Source organism: Streptomyces sp. NPDC005722, assembly GCF_040630935.1.
Taxonomy (GTDB): domain Bacteria; phylum Actinomycetota; class Actinomycetes; order Streptomycetales; family Streptomycetaceae; genus Actinacidiphila.
In genome coordinates this window covers 8382-31569 of sequence record NZ_JBEXYN010000011.1, presented here as the reverse complement: position 1 = coordinate 31569, position 23188 = coordinate 8382, and the positions used below count along the sequence as shown (strand labels likewise).

Here is a 23188-nt window from a genome sequence, read left to right as displayed (position 1 = left end):
CCACGCAGTTCCACCCGTTCAGTCCGTCATTTGTCGTAGAGAGCTCCGATGATTCCTCTGTCCTTTGCCCAGCAGCGGTTGTGGTTCCTCGGCGAACTGCAAGGCCCCAACGGGATGTACAACATCCCGATCACCCTGCGGCTTGCCGGCGACCTGAACCACGAGGCCCTGCACACGGCACTGGTGGACCTGATCGAGCGGCACGAGGCGCTGCGCACGCTGATCGCGACGGACGACGGCATCCCCCAGCAGCGGATCCTCACGCCGGAGGACGCCGGGCTACGCCTGCCGGTGATCGAGGTGACGGAGGACGACATCGCGCGGGTGATGGCCGAGGAGTCCGTCCGTCCGTTCGACCTCTCCCGCGAGATCCCCCTGCGGGCGTGTCTTCTGGCGGTGGCCCCGCGGGACCACGTGCTGGTCCTGGTGTCCCATCACATCGCCAGCGACGGATGGTCCCTGGCGCCTCTGGCGCGGGACGTCTCCACGGCGTACGCCGCCCGGGTCGGCGGCCAGGCCCCCGACTGGGAGCCGCTGCCGGTCCAGTACGCCGACTACGCACTCTGGCAGCGTGACCTCCTCGGCGGCGAGGACGACCCGGCGAGCTTCCTGAACGGGGAACTGGCGTACTGGCGGGAGGCTCTGGCCGATCTGCCGGAGGAACTGCCCCTGCCGTTCGACCGTCCGCGCCCCTCCGTGCCGAGCCACCGTGACGGCAGCGCGGACCTCGACATCACCGCCGACCTGCACCGGCGGATCGCCGCCCTCGCCCGGGCCGAGGGCGTCACCATGTTCGCGGTGCTCCATGCCGCGCTCGCCACCACGCTCTCCCGTCTCGGCGCCGGCACCGACATCCCCATCGGCACCCCGGTGGCCGGGCGTACCGAAGTCGATCTGAACGAGCTCATCGGCTTCTTCGTGAACACCCTGGTGATCCGGGGCGACCTGTCGGGACGCCCGTCGTTCCGTGACGTTCTGGCCCGGGTGCACGAGCGGAACCTGGACGCGCTCACCCATCAGGAACTGCCCTTCGAGCGGCTGGTGGAGGACCTCGCGCCCGCGCGGTCGCTGGCCCGCCAGCCGTTGTTCCAGGTCATGCTGGCGTTGCAGGACAACGTCGAACCGGCCCTCGCGCTCCCCGGCCTCGACGTCACCGTGCTGGCGAGCCGGGAGGCGCCGGCCAGAGCCGACCTCGCCGTCTCCATCAGGGAGACCTTCGGCCCCGGCGGCGTCCCGGCCGGTCTCAGGGGCGGTATCGGCTACGCGGCGGACCTGTTCGACCACGGCACCGTGGAGGCGCTGGCCGAGCGGCTCGTCCGGGTGCTCAACGCGGTGACCGCCGACCCGGCACGGCCCGTCGACGCCATCGACCTGCTCGGCGACGAGGAACGCCGGCAGGTCCTGGCCGGATGGAACGACACCGCGCACGAGGTCCCGGCGGCGACGCTGCCCGAACGGTTCGAGGCGCAGGTGGTCCGCACCCCCGACGCGACGGCGGTGGTGTTCGAGGACGTCGAGGTGTCGTACGCCGACCTCAACGCCCGCGCCAACCGGCTCGCCCGCCATCTGGCCGGTCAGGGCGTCGGCCCGGAAAGCCTCGTCGGGGTGCATCTCGAACGCTCCGCCGATCTGGTCGTGACCCTCCTGGCGGTGGTGAAGGCCGGTGGCGCCTACCTGCCGATCGACCCCGACCACCCCGCCGACCGGGTCGCCCATCTGCTCTCCGACGCCCGGCCCGCCGTCGTCGTCACCACCGGCGCCCTTCACCCGCGTCTTCCCGACGGCGGGGAGGTGCGGCACCTCGTCCTCGACGACCCGGACACGGCGCTTGCCCTCGACGGACTGTCTCCGGCCGACCTCGGCGACGGTGACCGGGGCGGTGTGCTGCTGCCCGCGCACCCGGCGTACGTGATCTACACCTCCGGCTCCACCGGGCGGCCCAAGGGGGTCGCCGTACCGCACCAGGGCGTGGTCAACCGGCTGGAGTGGATGCAGCACCAGTACCCGATCGGAGCGTCGGACCGGGTGCTGCAGAAGACCCCGTTCGGATTCGACGTATCGGTCTGGGAGTTCTTCTGGCCCCTCCTCCAGGGCGCCGTCCTGGTCGTGGCGCGCCCCGGCGGGCACCGTGACCCCGGCTACCTGGCCGGCCTCGTCCGGGCCCGGCACGTGACCGTGAGCCATTTTGTGCCCTCCATGCTGAAGGCCTTCCTCACCGAACCCTCGGCGGCCGAGTGCACCACCCTGCGCGCGGTCCTCTGCAGCGGCGAGGCACTCACCCCCGAGCTGCGCGACCAGTTCCTCCGCACGCTGGACGCTCCGCTGCACAACCTCTACGGCCCCACCGAGGCGTCCATCGACGTCACGCACGCCTCGCACCTCACCGCCGACGACCCGGCCGTCCCGATCGGCCGACCGGTGTGGAACACCCGCACCTACGTCCTCGACGCCTCCTTGCGGCCCGTTCCGCCCGGCGTCCCCGGCGAGCTCTACCTCGCCGGCGCCCAGCTCGCCCGCGGCTACCTCCGGCGCCCCGGCCTCACCGCGGAGCGCTTCGTCGCCAACCCGCACGGTCGGCCGGGCGAGCGCATGTACCGCACGGGCGACCTCGTCCGCTGGACGGCGGACGGACAGCTGGAGTACCTCGGCCGCACCGACGACCAGGTCAAGATCCGCGGCTTCCGCATCGAACTCGGCGAGGTCGAGGCCGCCGTGGCCGCCCACCCGTCCGTCGCCCAGGCAGCAGTGATGGTGCGCGAGGACCAGCCCGGCGACAAGCGCCTCGTCGGCTACGTCGTCCCGAAGGCGGACGTCGACGGCGCCGAGGTCCGCGCCCACGTCGGCGGCCTGCTGCCGGACTTCATGGTGCCGGCGGCGGTGGTCGTCCTGGACGCCCTCCCCGTCACGGTGAACGGCAAGCTGGACCGCAAGGCCCTGCCCGCCCCCGCGTACACCTCCGGGCACACCGGCCGAGGGCCGCGCACCCCCCGCGAAGAGATCCTGTGCGACGCCTTCGCCGAGATCCTCGGCCGGCCGCACGTCGGGGTCGACGACAACTTCTTCGACCTCGGCGGCCACTCGCTGCTGGCGGTGACGCTGGTGGAACGGCTGCGCGCCCGTGGCCTGTCCATCGACGTACGGTCCCTGTTCACCACGCCCACCGTGGCCGGTCTCGCGGCAACCACCGGCCGGACCGAAGTGGAGGTTCCCGCGAACCGCATCCCGGCCGGTGCGGAGGTGATCACGCCGGACATGCTTCCGCTGGTCGACCTGGACGCCGGGCACATCGCGGAGATCACCGCCCGCGTCCCCGGCGGCGCCGCGAATGTGGCGGACGTGTACCCGCTCGCCCCGCTGCAGGAGGGCATCCTCTTCCACCACCTCATGGGCGGCGGAACCGCGGACGAGGACGTGTACGTCCTGCCCACCGTCCTCCGCTTCGACTCCCGCGGCAGACTCGACGCGTTCGTGTCCGCCCTGCGGAAGGTGGTGGACCGGCACGACAACCTGAGAACGGCCTTCCTCTGGGAAGGGCTGCCCGAACCGGTGCAGGTGGTGCTCCGGCACGCCGAGCTGCCCGTGGACGAAGTCGTACTGACCGGCGACACCGACGCCCCGGCGGACGACCACGACCTGGCCGCCCGGCTGCTGGCCGCGTGCCCGGCGTCCATGAGCGTCAGCAGCGCCCCTCTGATCCGTGTGCACGTGGCCGCGCAGCCGGGCGGCGAGCAGTGGCTCGCGCTGATACAGGTCCACCACCTGATCCAGGACCACACCGCGCTCGACGTCCTTCTGGGCGAGGTGCACGCGTTCCTCGAGGGGCGCGACGACGAACTGCCCGCGCCCGCGCCGTACCGCGACGTCGTCGCCCAGGCACGGGGCCAGGTGTCCCGGCAGGAGCACGAAGCGTACTTCGGCCGCCTGCTCGGCGACGTCACCGAGCCGACGGCCCCGTTCGGTCTGGTGGACGTCCACGGGGACGGCACGGGGGCCACCGAGTCCACCGCCCGGATGGACCCACGGCTCGCAGGGCGGCTCCGTAAGCAGGCGCGGCGCCTGGGGGTGAGCCCGGCGACGTTGTTCCACGTCATCTGGGCCCGTGTGCTGGCCGCGACCTCGGGCCGCGACGACGTGGTCTTCGGGACCATCCTGTTCGGCCGGATGGGCACGGGGGCCGAACGGGTGGTGGGTCTGTTCATCAACACCCTCCCGGTCCGTGTCCGCACCGGCGGCGCCGGCACGCGCGACGTCGTACGCGCCGTGCAGGCCCAGCTCGCCGAGTTGCTGCTGCACGAGCACGCGCCGCTGGCGCTGGCGCAGCGGACGAGCGGCATCCGCGGGGACGCCCCGCTGTTCACCTCGCTCCTGAACTACCGCCACAGCAGGGCGGATTCCGAGCAGGCGCGTGACGGGCTCCCTGGCGTGGACGTGCTGTTCATGCAGGAGCGGACGAACTACCCCGTCGGCATGATCGTCGACGACACGGGGGACGAGTTCGTCCTCACCGCCCAGGTCGTCGCGCCCGGGTCGCCCGATGTCCTGTGCGCCATGATGGAGACCGTCGGCGAAGGGGTGGTCGCCGCGCTGGAGGCGGCGCCGGACGCGCCGCTCGGCGACATCGATGTGCTGGGTGCGGATGAGCGCCGGCGTGTCCTGGTGGAGTGGAACGACACGGCGCGGGACGTGCCGGCGGCGACGCTGCCCGAGCTGTTCGAGGCGCAGGCCGCCCGTACCCCGGACGCGACCGCGGTCGTCTTCGGCGACACCGAACTCACCTACGCCGAACTCAACGCCCGCGCCAACCGGCTCGCCCGTCACCTGGCCGGACACGGCGCTGCACCCGAACGCCTGGTCGCCGTCGCACTGCCGCGATCCGTCGACCTCGTCGTCGCCCTCATGGCCGTGACGAAGGCGGGGGGCGCCTACCTGCCCGTCGACCCCGCCTACCCCGCCGACCGCATCGCTTACCTGCTCGCCGACGCCCGGCCCGCACTCGTCATCACCGACGAAGCAACGCACGGCAAGCTGCCCGCAGCCGACGCCATACAACTGATGTTGGATGACGCCCAGTTGGGTCAGGTCCTGGCGGCCCTGCCCGACCACGACCTCACGGACACCGAACGGCACGGTCCCCTCCTGACCGCCCACCCCGCCTACGTCATCTACACCTCCGGCTCCACCGGCCGCCCCAAGGGCGTGACCGTCACCCACCACGGCCTGGCCAGCCTGATCACCGCCCAAACGGACGCCTTCGCCATCACACCCGCCAGCCGCGTCCTCCAATTCGCCTCACCCAGCTTCGACGCCGCCATCGCCGAGATCGCCGTCACCCTCGGCAGCGGCGCCGGCCTCGTCCTGGCAGCCCAGGACGACCTGGTCCCGGGCCCGGCACTGACCCGTCTGGTCACCGGCCGGAACGTCACCCACGCCACCCTCCCCCCGGCTGTCCTCCCCCACCTCGATCCCCGCGAACTCCCCCGCCTCACCACCCTCATCACCGCGGGCGAGGCCCTCCCCGCCCACCAGGTCGTCCCCTGGGGGTCCGGCCGCACCCTCGTCAACGCCTATGGGCCCACCGAAACCACGGTCTGCGCCACCATCGCCCGGCTGGCCCCTCCGACCGACGTCCACATCGGTGCTCCCATCGCCAACACCCGGGTGTTCGTGCTGGACGCGTCGCTCCGCCCGGCGCCGATCGGCGTGCCCGGGGAGCTGTACGTGTCCGGCGCCGGCCTGGCCCGGGGATACGTCAACCGGCCCGGGCTGACCGCCGAGCGGTTCGTCGCCAACCCCTACGGCGAGCCCGGCGAGCGCATGTACCGCACCGGTGACTTGGCCCGCTGGAACACCGACGGGCAGCTGGAATACCTCGGCCGCACCGACCACCAGGTCAAGATCCGCGGCTTCCGCATCGAGCCCGGCGAGGTCGAAGCCGCGTTGGCCGCCCACCCGGCCGTCGCCCAGGCCGCAGTCGTCGTCCGCGAGGACCAGCCCGGCGACAAGCGCCTCGTCGGCTACGTCGTCACGCACACCGACGCGGACGGCGCCGAGCTGCGCACCCACGTCGCCGGCCTGCTGCCCGACTACATGGTGCCCTCGGCCGTGGTCGTCCTCGACGCGCTCCCGCTCAGCGTGAACGGCAAGCTCGACCGCAAGGCCCTGCCCGCGCCCGCCTACGCGACGGCCGAGGAGGGCCGGGAGCCGCGGACCCCGCAGGAACAGCTCCTGTGCGAGATGTTCGCCGACGTCCTCGGCCTGCCGAAGGTCGGGCTGGACGACAACTTCTTCGCACTCGGCGGGCACTCGCTGCTGGCGACGCGGCTCGTCGGCCGGGTCCGCTCCACCCTCGGGACGGAACTCCCGATCCGGGCCCTGTTCGAAACCCCCACCGTCGCCGGACTCGCCGGCCGTCTGGCCGACGCCGGGACGGCCCGGCGCAGGCCGACCGCCGGGGCGCGCCCCGAGGTCGTCCCCCTGTCGTTCGCCCAGCAACGGCTGTGGTTCCTCAGTGAACTCGACGGACCCTCCGGGCTGTACAACATCCCCGTCGCCCTCCGGCTCGCCGGCGACCTCGACCGTACGGCCCTTCGTGCCGCCGTGCACGATGTCGTCGCCCGGCACGAAGTCCTGCGCACCGTCTTCCCGAGCGCCGACGGCTCGCCCAGCCAGCGCGCCCTCGGCCCCGATACGATCGACCTCCCGCTGCCCGTGATCGAGCTGCCCGAGGGTGAGATCGCCCAGGCGGTCAGCGACGAAGCCGCCCGCGCCTTCGACCTCGGGCTCGAGATCCCGCTGCGGGCACGGCTGTTCGCGGTGGCGCCGCGGGACCACGTCCTGGTGGTGGTCGTCCACCACATCGCCGGTGACGGGTGGTCACTCGCACCGCTGGCGCGGGACATCTCCGCCGCGTACGCCGCCCGGGTCGACAACCGGGTCCCCGCCTGGGAGCCCCTGCCGGTCCAGTACGCCGACTACACACTCTGGCAGCGCGACCTCCTCGGCGGCGAGGACGACCCCGCGAGCCCGCACAGCACGCAGCTGGCCCACTGGCGTGAGGCCCTCGCCGGCCTGCCGGAGGAACTCACCCTGCCCGTCGACCGCCCCCGGCCGCCGGTGGCGTCCCACCGCGGCGCCACGGCCTCCGTCCGCATCGACGCGGACCTGCACGGACGGCTGACCGCGCTGGCCCGCGCGGAGGGCGTCACCACGTTCATGGTCCTCAACGCCGCGCTGGCCACCCTCCTGAGCCGCCTCGGCGCGGGCACCGACATCCCCATCGGCACCCCCGTCGCCGGACGGACCGACGAGAGCCTGATCGACCTCGTCGGGTTCTTCGTCAACACCCTGGTGATCCGCACCGACGTGTCGCGCGACCCGTCCTTCCGGGAGCTGCTGCGGCGCGTCCGCGAGCAGAGCCTTGGCGCCCTCGCCCACCAGGACGTGCCGTTCGAACGGCTGGTGGAGGACCTGGCGCCCGCCCGGTCCATGGCCCGGCACCCCCTGTTCCAGGTCATGCTCGCGCTGCAGAACACCGCGGACCCGGCACTCGACCTGCCCGGTCTGGACAGCTGTCTGCTGGGCAACGGGGACCTGCCCGCCAAGTTCGACCTCGACCTCCAGCTCCGCGAGACCCACGCCGACGGCCGGCCCGCGGGCCTGTCCGGCACCCTCACCTACGCGGCCGACCTGTACGACCACGCCACCGTGGAGACGCTCGTCGAGCGGTTCGTCCGGGTGCTCGACGCCGTGACCACAGATCCGGCGCTGCCGGTCACCCGCGTCGACGTCCTCGCTGACGTCGAGCGCAAGCGGCTCCTCACCGAGTGGAACGACACCGGCCGCGAGGCGCCGCAGGCCACGCTGGCGGAGCTGTTCGAGGCCCAGGTGGCCCGCCGGCAGGGCGCCACGGCGGTCGAGTTCGACGGCGTCACCTTGTCCTACGCGGAGCTGAACGCGCGGGCGAACCGTCTGGCGCGGCTCCTGGTCTCCCGCGGCGTCAGGCCGCAGGACCGGGTGGCGGTGATGATGGACCGCTCGGCCGATCTGGTGGTCGCCCTGCTGGCGACGGTCAAGGCGGGGGCGGCGTACGTCCCGGTCGACCCGGCCTATCCGGCGGACCGGATCGCCTTCATGCTGGCGGACGCCGGGCCGTCCCTGCTGGTCACACAGCGGGCCCAGGTCCGTGCGGACATCCCCGGGGAGCATGTGGTGGTGGACGATCCCGCCACGGCCTCCGCGCTGGAGGAGCTCGGCGGGGAGGACCTGTCGGACGCGGAGCGCGGCGGGCGCCTGCTGTCCGTCCACGCGGCGTACGTGATCTACACCTCCGGGTCGACGGGGCGTCCCAAGGGGGTGCTCGTCGCGCAGCAGGCGGTCGTCCGTCTCGTCCGGCAGGCGAACTACGTCGCGTTGGGCACGGACGACGTCGTCGCCCAGGCGTCGTCGGTGTCGTTCGACGCGGCCACGTTCGAGATCTGGGGTGCGCTGGTCAACGGCGCGACGCTGGTGGGCGTCGACCGGGAGGTGCTGCTGGCGCCCGAGCGGCTCACCGCGCAGATCGAACGCGACGGGATCACCGCGATGTTCGTCACCACAGCGCTCTTCAACCGCCTGGTGGCGGAGTCCCCCGAAGGGCTCGGCCGCCTGCGGCACCTGCTGTTCGGCGGCGAGGCGGTCGACCCCGCGAGCGTGCGGCGGCTCCTGGAGCTCGGCGCGCCGAAGCGCCTGCTGCACGTGTACGGGCCGACGGAGACGACGACGTTCGCGACCTGGCAGCCGGTGGAGCGCGTCGAGGGCGGTTCCGTGCCGATCGGCGGACCGGTCTCCGGAAACCGGCTGTACGTCCTGGACGGCGCCCTGCGGCCGGTGCCGCCGGGCGTGGCCGGCGAGTTGTACGTGTCCGGGGCCGGTCTGGCCCAGGGGTACGTCAACCGGCCCGCGCTGACCGCGGAGCGGTTCGTCGCCAACCCCTACGACGGGCCCGGCGAGCGCATGTACCGCACAGGGGACCTGGTCCGCTGGAACGCCGGCGGACAGCTCGAATACCTCGCCCGCACCGACCACCAGGTCAAGATCCGCGGCTTCCGCATCGAGCTCGGCGAGGTCGAAACCGTCCTCACCGCCCACCCCGCCGTCGCCCACGCCGCCGTCGTCGTGCGCGAGGACCACCCCGGCGACAAGCGCCTCGTCGGCTACGTGGTCCCGAGGACCGCTGTCGACGGCGGGGAGGTCCGGGAGTACATGTCCCGGCTGCTGCCCGACTACATGGTGCCCTCGGCCGTGGTCGTCCTGGACGCGCTCCCCCTCACGGTGAACGGCAAGCTGGACCGCAAGGCCCTGCCCGCCCCCGACCACACCGCGACGAGTCCGGGCCGGGAAGCCCGCACCCTCCAGGAACAGCTGCTCCGCCAGGCGTTCGCGGACGTCCTCGGCCTCCCGCACGTCGGAATCGACGACAACTTCTTCGACCTCGGCGGCCACTCCCTGCTGGCCACCCGCCTCGTCAGCCGCGTCCGCGCCGCCCTCGGGGCCGAGATCCCGATCCGGGCCCTGTTCGAGACCCCCACCGTGGCCGGACTCGCGCAGCGCGTGACGGACTCCGGGACGGCACGTCAGAGGCTGACCGCCGACTCGCGCCCCGCGACGGTGCCGCTGTCCTTCGCCCAGCAGCGCCTGTGGTTCCTCGGCGAACTCGAAGGACCCTCCGGGCTCTACAACATCCCCATCGCCCTCCGTCTCACCGGCGACCTCAACCACGACGCCCTGCGGGCCGCCCTCGCCGACGTCATCGCGCGGCACGAGGCACTCCGCACCGTCTTCCCGAGCGTCGACGGCTCGCCCGAGCAGCACATCCTCGGTCCGGACGCGATCGAACTCCCGCTGTCCACAGCCGAGGTGCCGGAAGGCGAGCTGGAGCGGGCGGTGGCCGAGGAGTCCCACCGCGCCTTCGACCTCGCCCGCGACATCCCGGTGCGGGCGCGGCTGTTCACGGTGGCGCCGCAGGACCACGTCCTGCTCCTGGTCCTGCACCACGTCGCCGGCGACGGCTGGTCGCTCGCCCCGCTGGCACGGGACATCTCGACCGCGTACGCAGCCCGCTCGGGCGGCCACGCCCCCGCCTGGGAGCCGCTCCCGGTCCAGTACGCCGACTACACCCTCTGGCAGCGCCGGCTCCTCGGAGACCCCGACGACCCCGGGAGCCTGCACAGCGCGCAACTCGCCTACTGGCGCGAAGCACTGGCCGGTCTGCCGGAGGAGCTGGCCCTGCCCGGCGACCGCTCCCGGCCCGCCGTGGCCACCCACCGCGGCGGCACCGCGCACCTGCGCATCGACGCCGACCTGCACCAGCGGCTCGGCGCCCTGGCCCGTGCCGAAGGCGTCACCATGTTCATGGTGCTCAACGCCGCGCTGGCGACCCTGCTGTCCCGCCTCGGCGCGGGCACCGACATCCCGATCGGCACGTCGGTGGCCGGCCGTACCGACGAGAGTCTGGACGAGCTCGTCGGGTTCTTCGTGAACACCCTGGTGCTCCGTACCGACGTGTCGGGCGACCCGTCCTTCCGGGAGATGCTGCGCCGCGTCCGCGAGCAGAACCTGGGTGCCCTCGCCCGCCAGGACGTGCCGTTCGAGCGGCTCGTCGAAGACCTCGCCCCCGCCCGGTCCATGGCCCGCCACCCGCTGTTCCAGGTCATGCTGGGCCTGCAGAACACCGCCGCACCCGTCCTCGACCTGCCGGGGCTCGGCACCGCCCCGCTGCCGGCCGGCGAGCAGCCTGCCAAGTTCGACCTCGACGTCCAGCTCCAGGAGACCTTCGCCCCCCACGGCGGGCCGAACGGCCTCACCGGCGTCATCACCTACGCGGCCGACCTGTTCGACCACGGCACGGTCGTCACCCTCGCCGAACGGCTCGTCCGGCTCCTCGACGCCGTGACCGCCGACGCCGAGCGGCCCGTCACCGGCATCGACCTGCTCAGCGCGGCCGAACGCCGCCAGGTCCTCGTGGAGTGGAACGACACGGCACACGAAGTGCCGGCGTCCACGCTGCCGGAGCTGTTCCAGGCGCAGGTGGCGCGCACCCCGGACGCCACCGCGGTGGTGTTCGAGGACACGGATGTGTCGTACGCCGACCTCAACGCGCGCGCCAACCGGCTCGCCCGCCTCCTGGCCGCGCAAGGCGCCGGCCCCGAACAGCTCGTCGCCCTGGCGCTCCCCCGCTCGGCCGACCTCGTCGTCGCGCTCCTGGCCGTACTGAAGACGGGCGCCGCCTACCTGCCCGTCGACCCCGACCACCCCGCCGACCGCATCGCCCATCTGCTCACCGACGCACGGCCGGCCCTCCTGGTCACCACGGGAGCCGTCAACCCGCCGGGGAACGTGACGCAGGTCGTCCTCGACGACCCGCACACCGCGGGCGTCCTCGGCGGCCTGCCCGGAAGCGACCTCGACGACGCCGAGCGGCACGGCCCGCTGCTGCCCGCGCACCCGGCGTACGTCATCTATACCTCCGGCTCCACCGGACGGCCGAAGGGCGTGACCATCACCCACCAGGGCGTGGTCAACTACATCGCCCGCACCTGGGACGCCTATCCGCACCTCGGCGGAAGCACCCTGCTGCACGCGTCCATCGCCTTCGACCTCGGCGTCACGGCCCTGTACGGCGCGCTGACCAGCGGCGGACGCCTCCACATCGCCACCTGGGACGAGACCCTCCCCGCCACCCTCGCCGGCCACGAGATCACCTTCCTCAAGGCCACGCCCAGCCACTTGGCGTTCCTCCAGACCCTCCCCGGCGACTGGGCGCCCACCGGGCAGCTCATGCTCGGCGGGGAACCGCTGCGCTCCGCGCAACTCCAGCAGTGGCACCGGGACCACCCGGACGTGCCCGTCGTCAACCACTACGGGCCGACCGAGACCACCGTCGGCTGCACCGACCACCCCGTGAACCTCGCCGCCGGCGACGCCGGCCGGGGGATCACGCCCATCGGCCGCCCGATGTGGAACACCCGCACCTACGTGCTCGACGCGGCCCTGCGGCCGGTTCCCCCCGGCGTCCCCGGCGAGCTGTACGTCGCCGGCGCCCAGCTCGCCCGCGGATACCTGCACCGCCCCGCGCTCACCGCCGAGCGCTTCGTCGCCAACCCCCACGGCACGCCCGGCGAGCGCATGTACCGCACCGGCGACCTCGCCCGCTGGAACGCCGACGGGCACCTCGAATACCTCGGCCGCGCCGACGACCAGGTCAAGATCCGCGGCTTCCGCATCGAACCCGGCGAGATCGAGGCCGCCCTCACCTCCCATCCCGCCGTCGCCCAAGCCGCCCTGGTCGTCCGCGAGGACCAGCCCGGCGACAAGCGCCTCGTCGGCTACGTCGTCACGGGAACGGACGTGGACGCCGCCGAACTGCGCGCCCACGTGGCCGGAATGCTGCCCGACTACATGGTGCCGGCGGCGGTCGTGGTCCTGGACGCGCTCCCGCTCACCTCGAACGGCAAGCTCGACCGCCGCGCGCTCCCCGCGCCCGCGTACGGGACGACCGAGGCGAGCCGGGAGCCGCGGACCCTCCACGAGCAGCTGCTGTGCCAGGTGTTCGCGGGCATCCTCGGCCTGCCGCACGTCGGGGTGGACGACGACTTCTTCGCACTCGGCGGCCACTCGCTGCTCGCCGTACGACTGGTCAGCCGCATCCGCACGGTGCTCGGGGTGGAGGTCCCCATCCGGGCCCTGTTCGAGAGCCCCACGGTCGCCGGACTCGCGGCCCGGCTGGGCGACGCGGGCGAGGCACGGCCCCGGGTCACGCCCAGGCCGCGGCCGGACGTCCTGCCGCCGTCCTTCGCCCAGACCCGGCTGTGGTTCCTGCGTCAACTGGAGGGCGGGAACGCCAACTACAACATCCCGGTGGTCCTGCGCCTGGCGGGCGCCCTGGACGCCGAGGCGATGCGTGACGCCCTGCGCGACGTCCTCGTACGGCACGAAGTGCTGCGGACCGTGTTCCCGGCCCCCGACGGCACACCGCGGCAGTCGGTCCTCGCGTCGGAGTCCGTGGCCTTCGACGTGCCGCTCGTCGACATCGCCGAGGAGGACCTGCGGGACGAGATCGAGCGGGTCTCGCGCTCCGCGTTCGAACTGCGCACCGACATCCCGCTGCGCGCCCGGCTGTTCAGGCTGCGCCCGCAGGAACACGTGCTGGTGATCGTGGTGCACCACATCGCCGCCGACGCCTGGTCGCTGGGCCCCCTCGCGAGGGACGTGTCGGCCGCCTACGCCGCCCGTTCGGCAGGCCAGGCCCCCACCTGGGCGCCGCTGCCCGTGCAGTACGCCGACTACACCCTCTGGCAGCGCGACCTCCTCGGCACCCCGGGCGACCCCGCGAGCCTGCACAGCGCCCAACTGGCCCACTGGCGGGAGAGGCTGGCCGGGCTGCCGGAAGAACTCGCCCTGCCCGTCGACCGCCCCCGGCCGCGGACGGCCACCCACCGGGGCGGCACCGCCGCCCTGCACATCGACGCCGCCCTGCACCGGCGGATGACCGCCCTGGCCCAGGCGGAGGGCGTCACCATGTTCATGGTGCTCAACGCCGCGCTGGCGACCCTGTTCTCCCGCCTCGGCGCGGGCACCGACATCCCCATCGGCACCCCCGTCGCCGGACGCACCGACGAGAACCTCGACCAACTCGTCGGCTTCTTCATCAACACCCTCGTCGTCCGCACCGACCTGTCCGGCGACCCCGGCTTCCGCGGCGTGCTCCACCGCGTCCGCGACGAGAGCCTGGGCGCCCTCGCCCACCAGGACCTGCCGTTCGAACGCCTGGTGGAGGACCTCGCCCCTGCGCGGTCCACGGGCCGGCACCCGCTGTTCCAGACGATGCTCGTGCTGCAGAACGTCGCACCGGCCACGCTCGACGTGCCCGGACTGGACATCGAGAGGATCGAGGTCGGCGACAACCCCGTCTTCGACCTGTCCTTCGTCGTCGCTGAGGCCTTCGACGCCGAGGGCGATGCCGCCGGCGTGAACGGAATCGTCACGTACGCCGCCGATCTGTTCGACCAGGCGACCGTCGACGTGCTCGTCGCACGACTCGTCCAGCTGCTGGATGCGACAACGGCCGATCCGGACCTCCCTGTTGACCGCCTCGATGTGCTGGGTGCGGAGGAGCGCCGGCGTGTCCTGGTGGAGTGGAACGACACGGCGCGGGACGTGCGGGCGGTGACGCTGCCCGAGCTGTTCGAGGCGCAGGCCGCCCGTACGCCGGACGCGACCGCGGTCGTGTTCGAGGACGTCGAGGTGACCTACGCCGAACTCAACGCGCGCGCCAACCGGCTCGCCCGCCACTTGACCGAACACGGCGCTGGACCCGAACGACTGGTCGCCGTCGCACTGCCCCGGTCCGTCGACCTCGTCGTCGCCCTCCTGGCCATCACCAAGACCGGTGGCGCCTACCTGCCCGTCGACCCCGCCTACCCCGCCGACCGCATCGCCTACCTGCTCGCCGACGCCCGGCCCGCACTCGTCCTCGCCAGCGAAGCAACCCAGGACAACCTGCCCGCAACCGACGCCACACACCTGACCCTGGACGACACGCAGTTGGGACAGGCCCTGGCTGCCCTCCCCGACCACGACCTCACAGACACCGAACGACACGGTCCCCTGCTGACCGCCCACCCCGCCTACGTCATCTACACCTCCGGCTCCACCGGCCGCCCCAAGGGCGTCACCGTCACCCACCACGGCCTGGCCAGCCTGATCACCGCCCAAGCGGAAACCTTCGCCATCACACCCGCCAGCCGCGTCCTGCAATTCGCCTCACCCAGCTTCGACGCCGCCATCGCCGAACTCACCGTCACCCTCGGCAGCGGAGCCGGCCTCGTCCTCGCAGCCCAGGACCACCTGGTGGACGAGCGGGCGCTGACCCGCCTCCTCGCCGCCGCCAAAGTGACGCACGTGACCCTGCCGCCCGTCATGCTGGCGGGGCTCGCGGCGGACAGCCTGCCCACGGTGACGACGTTGGTGACCGCCGGCGAGGCGCTGCGGCCGGATCTGGTCGGCCGGTGGGCGGCAGGGCGGCGCCTGGTCAACGCGTACGGCCCGACGGAGTCCACGGTCTGCACGACGATGGCGGTGCTGACCGCCGACAGCGCGGTCCCGTACATCGGGGAGCCGATCGCCAACACCCGGGTGTTCGTGCTGGACGCGGCGCTTCGGCCGGTGCCGGTCGGCGTGGCCGGGGAGCTGTACGTGTCCGGCGCAGGCTTGGCCCGGGGATACCTCGACCGGCCGGGGCTGACCGCGGAGCGGTTCGTCGCCAACCCCTACGGCGGCGCGGGCGAGCGGATGTACCGCACCGGCGACCTCGCCCGGTGGACCGCCGACGGGCAGCTGGAGTACCTGGGCCGTACCGACGACCAGGTCAAGGTCCGCGGGTTCCGCATCGAACTCGGCGAGATCGAGGCCGCCTTGGCCTCCCACCCGTCCGTCGCCCAGGCGGCAGTGGTGGTGCGTGAGGACCAGCCCGGCGACAAGCGCCTCGTCGGCTACGTCGTCACGCACACCGACGCGGACGGCGCCGAACTGCGCGCCCACGTCGCCTGCATGCTGCCCGACTACATGGTGCCAGCGGCGATCGTCGCACTCGACGCGCTCCCGCTCACCGCGAACCGCAAACTGGACCGCAAGGCCCTGCCCGCCCCCGACTACACCACCGCGGCCACCAACCGGGGCCCGGCCAACGCCCAGGAAGAAATCCTGTGCACGCTGGCCGCCGAGGTACTCGGCCTGCCGTCCGTCGGGGTCGACGACAACTTCTTCGAACTCGGCGGCCACTCCCTCCTCGCGACACGCCTGATCAGCCGTATCCGATCGACGTTCGCCGTCGAGGTCCCCATCCGGACCCTGTTCGAGGCACCCACACTCCGCGAACTCGCGAACCGGCTGACGACCACCAGCGCGTCCCGGCCTGCCCTGGTCCCGGCACAGCGGCCGGAACTCGTGCCGTTGTCCTTCGCCCAGCAGCGCCTGTGGTTCCTGGGCGAACTCGAAGGCCCCTCCCCCACCTACAACATCCCCATGGCCCTGCGGCTGACCGGCGCACTCGACACCGACGCCCTGCACGCCGCACTCCGCGATGTGGTGGCCCGGCACGAAGTCCTGCGCACCGTGATCACCACCGTCGGCGGCCGGCCCCACCAGCGGGTCACGCCTGCCGACGCGGTCGGTGACCTGCTCAGCGTCACCCCGGTGACGGAGGACGCTCTGCGGGCGTGGGTGAGCGAGGCCGCCGGGCATCGGTTCGACCTGGCCAGCGACATCCCCGTGCGCATGTCGCTGGCCGAGATCGGTCCGGAGGCGCATGTGCTGGTCGTGGTCCTCCACCACATCGCCGGTGACGGCTGGTCCCTCGGCCCCCTGGCACACGACGTGTCCACCGCCTACACCGCCCGCGCCACTGGCACCGCACCCGCCTGGGAGCCCCTGCCCGTCCAGTACGCCGACTACGGCCTCTGGCAGCGCGAACTCCTCGGCGACGCCTCCGACCCCGGCAGCCTCCTGACCGAGCAGCTCGCCTACTGGCGCAACGCACTCAACGGCGCACCCGAAGAACTAGCGCTGCCGGTCGACCGGCCGCGTCCACCCGTGGCCACCCATCGCGGCGCCACCGTCGACCTCCACATCGACGCCGACGTCCACCAGGCCGTCGTGGACCTGGCACGCGCACACGGCGTGACCGTCTTCATGGTCGTCCAGGCGGCACTGGCCACCCTCCTGCACCGCCTCGGCGCCGGCGACGACATCCCCATCGGCACCCCCATCGCCGGACGCACCGACCAGGCACTCGACAACCTCGTCGGATTCTTCGTCAACACCCTCGTCCTGCGCACCGACCTCTCCGGCAACCCCGACTTCAGCCAGCTCCTCGAACGCACCCGCGAGCGCGCACTCAACGCCTACGCCCACCAGGACGTGCCCTTCGAACGCCTGGTGGAAGAGCTCACACCCGCCCGGTCCATGGCACGCCACCCCCTGTTCCAGGTGATGCTCACCCTGCAGAACCTCACACAGGCCACGCTGGAACTGCCCGGCCTGACCATCGGGGCCCTGCCCACCGGCGACGGCCCCGCCAAGTTCGACCTCGACGTCCAGCTCAACGAACACCTCACCGACGACGGCAAGCCCGCCGGCCTCCGCGGCGTGATCACCTACGCCACCGACCTGTTCGACCACCACACCGCCGCCGCCCTCGCCGAACGCTTCGCCCGGGTCCTGGAATCCGTCACCGCTAATCCGTCGGTGCCGGTCAACCGCGCGGAGGTCATGGGCGCCACCGAGCGGGACCGGGTCCTGGTCCGCTGGAACGACACCGCCCGCGATGTTCCCCTCGCCACGCTTCCCGAGCTGTTCCAGGCGCAGGCCGCCCGCACCCCGGACGCGACCGTGGTGGTCTTCGAGGACACCGCACTGTCCTACGCGGAACTCAACACCCGGGCCAACCGGCTCGCCCGCCTGCTCATCGACCGCGGCGTACGGCCGGAGGACATCGTCGCTCTGGCCCTGCCACGGTCGATCGAACTCGTCGTCGCCATCATGGCGGTGATGAAGGCCGGGGGCGCCTACCTGCCGATCGATCCGCGCTATCCCGCGGACCGGATCGCCCACATGCTCACCGACGCCCGACCGGCGGTCCTCGTGACCGGCCGGGCGACAGAGGGCGAGCTGCCGCCCACCGACGTGGAGCACCTGTCCCTGGAGGACCCGCAGCTACGGGGAGACTTGGCGTCCCGGCCCGGCCACGACGTGACCGACGCCGAACGCCACGGACCGCTGCTGCTCGCCCACCCCGCCTACGTCATCTACACCTCCGGCTCCACCGGCACCCCCAAGGGTGTCCTCGTCACCCACCGGGGTGTGCCGAACCTCGCCGCCGACCACATCGAACGTCTCCGGATCGGACCGGACAGCCGGCTGCTCCAGTTCGCCTCGCCCAGCTTCGACGCGTCGGTGGCCGACATGTGGCCGGCCTGGCTGGCAGGTGCGGCCGTGGTGCTGGCCTCGGCGGACGAGATGTCCCCCGGCGCGCCGTTGGCGCAGCTGGTTGCCCGGCAGCAGGTCACGCACGCGACCCTGCCGCCTGCGACGCTGCCGCTGCTCGCCTCCGCGGGCGGTCTCCCGGAGGGGATGACGCTGGTGGTCGCCGGTGACGTGTGCCCGCCGGAGACCGCGGAACGGTGGTCCCGCGACCGGCTCATGCTGAACATCTACGGGCCGACGGAAGCAACGGTCGCCTCCCTGGCCAGCACCCCCCTGTCCGGTGCCGGCGTTCCCCCCATCGGCGCACCCCTGTGGAACATGCGCGCCTACGTCCTGGACTCCGCCCTGCGGCCGGTACCCCCCGGCGTCGCGGGCGAGTTGTACCTGGCCGGCGTGCAGTTGGCCCGGGGATACGTCAACCGGCCCGCGCTGACCGCGGAACGGTTCGTCGCCAACCCCTACGGCACGCCCGGCGAGCGCATGTACCGCACCGGAGACCTCGCCCGCTGGAACACCGACGGGCAACTCGAATACCTCGGCCGCACCGACCACCAGGTCAAGATCCGCGGCTTCCGCATCGAACTCGGCGAGGTCGAGACCGCCTTGGTCGCCCACCCGGCCGTCGCCCAGGCCGCCGTGATCGTCCGCGAGGACCAGCCCGGCGACAAGCGCCTCGTCGGCTACGTCGTCGCGGACGCCGCGACGGACGGCGCCGAACTGCGCGCCCACGTCGCCGGACTGCTGCCCGACTACATGGTGCCCGCGGCCGTGGTCGTCCTCGACGCGCTCCCGCTCACCGCGAACCGCAAACTGGACCGGAAGGCACTCCCGGCTCCCGACTTCGGTGCCGCATCCACCGGCCGCGCTCCGGCGAACGTCCGGGAGGAGATCCTGTGCGCGGTCTTCGCCGACGTGCTGAACCTGCCCCGGGTCGGGGTCGACGACAACTTCTTCGAGCTCGGCGGGCACTCCCTCCTCGCGGTGACGCTGGTGGAGCGGGCGCGCGAGCGGGGCATCGCCGTGGACGTCCGCTCGCTGTTCGTCAGCCCGACGGTGGCGGCACTGGCCGCGGCCGTCGAAGGGACGGCCGGGCAGGTGACCGTCCCGCCGAACGGGATCCCCAACGGCGCCGCGGCGATCACGCCGGAGATGGTGACGCTGATCGACCTCACCGGTGAGGAGATCGACCGGATCGTCGCCGCCGTTCCCGGAGGGGCGGGCAACGTCGCCGACATCTACCCGCTGGCCCCTCTGCAGGAGGGCATCTTCTTCCACTCCCTGATGGAGGGCGAGAACGACAGCGACCCCTACGTCCTGCCGATCGCGCTGCGCTTCGATTCCCGGGCGCGGGTGGACGCGTTCCTCGGCGCGGCGCAGCGGGTCGTCGACCGGCACGACATCCTGCGCACCTGCTTCGCCTGGGAGGGGCTGCGCGAGCCGGTCCAGGTGGTGGCGCGCCGGGCGACGCTCGCCGTGCGGGAGGTGGACCTCGCCGCGGGGACGGACCACGGCGGCGCGGACCCGGCTGAACGGCTCCTCGCGGCCTGCCCGCCGGGCATGGACCTCTCGCGGGGCCCGTTGCTGCGGGCCCATGTGGCCCGGCAGCCGGGCGGGGACCACTGGACGGTGGTCCTCCAGGTCCATCACCTGATCCAGGACCACACCGCGCTGGACGTGGTCATGGGTGAGGTGGCCGCATTCCTCGACGGGCGGCAGGACACCCTGCCCGAGCCGCTGCCGTTCCGGGAGTTCGTCGGGCAGGCCAGGCTGGGAGCGTCCACCCAGGAGCACGAGGCGTTCTTCGCGGCGCTGCTCGGCGACGTGAGCGAGCCCACCGCTCCGTACGGCCTGCTGGACGTGTTCGGGGACGGCCGTGACGTGACCGAGGCGCGGACGCCACTGGACGCGGGCCTCGCGATACGGCTGCGGGAGCAGGCGCGGCGTCTGGGTGTCAGCCCGGCGACGCTGTTCCACGTAGCCTGGGCGCGCGTCGTGTCGGCCACTTCGGGCCGGGACGACGTGGTGTTCGGCACGGTGCTGTTCGGTCGGATGAACGCCGGGACTGGCTCGCACCGGGTGCCGGGACTGTTCATGAACACCCTTCCCGTCCGGATGGACGCGAGTGCCGGGGGTGTGCTGGAGGCGGTGCAAGGGATGCAGCGGCAGCTCGCGGAGCTGCTGGTGCACGAGCACGCCCCGCTGGCGGTGGCGCAGCAGGCCAGCAAGGTGCCCGCCCAGACGCCGCTGTTCACCTCGCTGTTCAACTACCGCCACAGCGAGGCCGCCGCCGGCGCCGGGCTTGACGGTGTCGCTCTGCTCCAGGCGCGCGAGCGCACCAACTTCCCCGTCGCCGTCAGCATCGACGACACCGGTGAGGGCTTCGTCGTGAAGGCCCAGGCCGTGTCCCTGATCGACCCGGGAGCCCTCGCCGCGATGGTGACCACGGCGGCGGAAGCCATCGTGTCGGCACTGGAGACGGCACCGTCGACCGCGCTCGCCCAGGTCGGGGTGCTGGAAACCGGCGAGCGGGAGCGGATCCTGACCGAGTGGAACGACACCGCGCGTGCCGTTCCTCCGGCGACGCTTCCCGAGCTGTTCCAGGCCCAGGCGGCCCGGACCCCGGACGCGACCGCGGTGGTGTTCGAGGACACCACGCTGACCTACGCGGAACTCAACACCCGGGCCAACCGGCTGGCAGGACTGCTCATGGCCCGTGGTGCGGGCCCGGAGCAGCGGGTGGCGGTGATGATGGAGCGCTCGCCGGATCTCGTCGTCACGCTGCTCGCCGTCCTCAAGTCCGGTGCCGCGTACGTGCCGATCGACCCGGAGTATCCGGCGGAGCGCGTGGCCTACGTACTAGGCGACGCCACGCCGGCGCTGGTGGTGACGACCCGCCACATCGAGGGCGCGCTGCCCGAGGGCGTGGCGCGCGTATTGCTGGACGGCCCCGCGACCGATCTGGAGTCACAGGGCGACACCGATCCCGGCCAGGTGACGCTGCCGGCCCACCCCGCTTACGTCATCTACACCTCAGGCTCCACCGGACGCCCCAAGGGCGTCACGGTCCCGCATGAAGGCGTGGTCAACCGACTCGCCTGGATGCAGCACGCCTACCAACTCACCCCCAACGACCGGGTCGTCCAGAAGACCCCCTTCGGCTTCGACGTATCGGTCTGGGAGTTCTTCTGGCCCCTCCTGGAAGGCGCCACCCTCGTCGTCGCCCGCCCCGGCGGCCACCGGGACCCGGAGTACCTGGTCGAACTGATTTGCCGTCAGCACGTCACCATCGCCCACTTCGTCCCGTCGATGCTCCAGGTCTTCGTCGCCGAACTCGCGACCAGCGAGTGCACATCTCTGCGCGCCGTGGTCTGCAGCGGCGAGGCACTGTCAGCCTCGTTGCGCGACCAGTTCCACGCCGTGCTGCCGATCCCGCTGCACAACCTGTACGGCCCGACCGAGGCGTCCATCGACGTCACCGCCCACACCTGCGAACCCCACACCACCACCACCGTCGTCCCCATCGGCCGTCCCATCTGGAACACCCAGACCTACGTCCTGAACGCCGCACTCCAACCCGTACCGCCCGGCGTCACAGGCGAGCTCTACCTCGCCGGAATCCAGCTCGCCCGGGGCTACCTCGACCGGCCCGGCCTCACCGCCGAACGCTTCGTCGCCAACCCCCACAGCAGCACGCCCGACGCACGCATGTACCGCACCGGCGACCTCGCCCGCTGGAACACCAACGGGCAGCTCGAGTACCTCGGCCGCACCGACCACCAGGTCAAAATCCGCGGCTTCCGCATCGAACTCGGCGAAATAGAAGCCGCACTCCTCACCCACCCCGCCGTCGCCCACGCCACCGTCATCGTCCGCGAAGACCAACCCGGCGACCGACGCCTCACCGCCTACATCGTGCCGACGAGCGGTTCGGACAACGATGTGGACACCGCGGCAGTCCGTACCACCCTGTCAGCCGTGTTGCCGGACTACATGGTCCCCTCCGCGATCGTCGTCCTGGACGCGCTGCCGTTGACCGTGAACGGCAAGCTCGACCGCGCGGCGCTGCCGGCCCCGGACCACACCACCGGACACACGAGCCGGCAGCCGCGCACCACCGAAGAACACCTTCTCCGCGAGATGTTCGCCGACGTCCTCGGCGTTCCCGTGGCCGGGGTGGACGACAACTTCTTCGAACTCGGTGGGCACTCGCTCCTCGCCGTGCGACTGCTGGGCGAGATCCGCAACGCCACCGGAGCGCACCTGTCACTGGTGAGCGTGTTCCAGAACCCGACCGTGGCGGGCCTGGCATCGCTGCTCGGCACCGGCACCGGCACCCGCACCGACACCGACACCGACACCGAGGAGGACCTCTTCCAGCCGGTGGTCGCGCTCCGCGGGCACGGGGACCGGCCGCCGCTGTTCTGCCTGCCGCCCGCCAGCGGCTTCGGCCTGTCCTACATCGGCCTGGTGCGTCACCTCGACTCCGGCCGACCCGTGTACGGACTGCAGGCTCCGGGCGTCAGCAACACGCGGACGCCCCCGTCCGACCTCGACGCGCTGGTCACCTGGTACGTCGACCACATCACGGGCGTCCAGCCGACCGGCCCCTACCACCTGCTCGGCTGGTCCATGGGCGGCAACCTCGCGCACGCCGTCGCGGTACGGCTCCAGCAGGCCGGGCAGGAGGTGGCCCTGCTCGCCATGATGGACGCCTACCCGCCGGACACCGACGCCGTCCACGGAGAGGCCGACGACCACGCCGTCCTGGTCCAGCTCCTGCACGCCCTGGGGCTCACGGTGGACACCGCGGGACAACCGCTCACCGTGCCCGGAGCACTGGAGATCGTCAAGGAGGAGATGGCCGACCTGCGGGAGCTGACCGAGGACCACGTCCGAGGGGTCGTCCGGAACACCCGGGACAACTGGCGGATGGTCCGGCGCGCCACGCCGGGACACTTCACCGGTGACGTCCTCCACTTCCCCGCGACCGGTACCGGGTACCCGCAGGAGGAAGTCGTCCGGCGGTGGGCGCCCTACGTCGACGGGAGCCTGCACATCCATCCCGTCGCCGCCTCGCACAACGACATGACCAAGCCCGGGCCCCTGCGTCAGGTGGGGGCGGTACTGGCCGCCGTCCTGACGGCGCGTTCGAAGTGACATCGGGGCCCAC

1 protein-coding gene is annotated in these 23188 nt (G+C 72.5%); it reads left to right on the top strand.

Annotation, left to right across the window (positions count from 1 at the left end; all coding sequences use genetic code 11):
• The first annotated feature begins 48 nt into the window (after positions 1–48).
• A complete protein-coding gene (locus tag ABZ479_RS15345; RefSeq protein ID WP_500462042.1) occupies positions 49–23175 on the top strand; it encodes a non-ribosomal peptide synthase/polyketide synthase in 23127 nt (7708 codons plus the stop codon).
• Positions 23176–23188 lie beyond the last annotated feature (13 nt).

What these genes read in the sequence shown, in the direction of transcription:
- ABZ479_RS15345 (WP_500462042.1), top strand. Translation starts at nt 49, where the DNA reads ATGATTCCTCTGTCCTTTGCCCAGCAGCGGTTGTGGTTCCTCGGCGAA.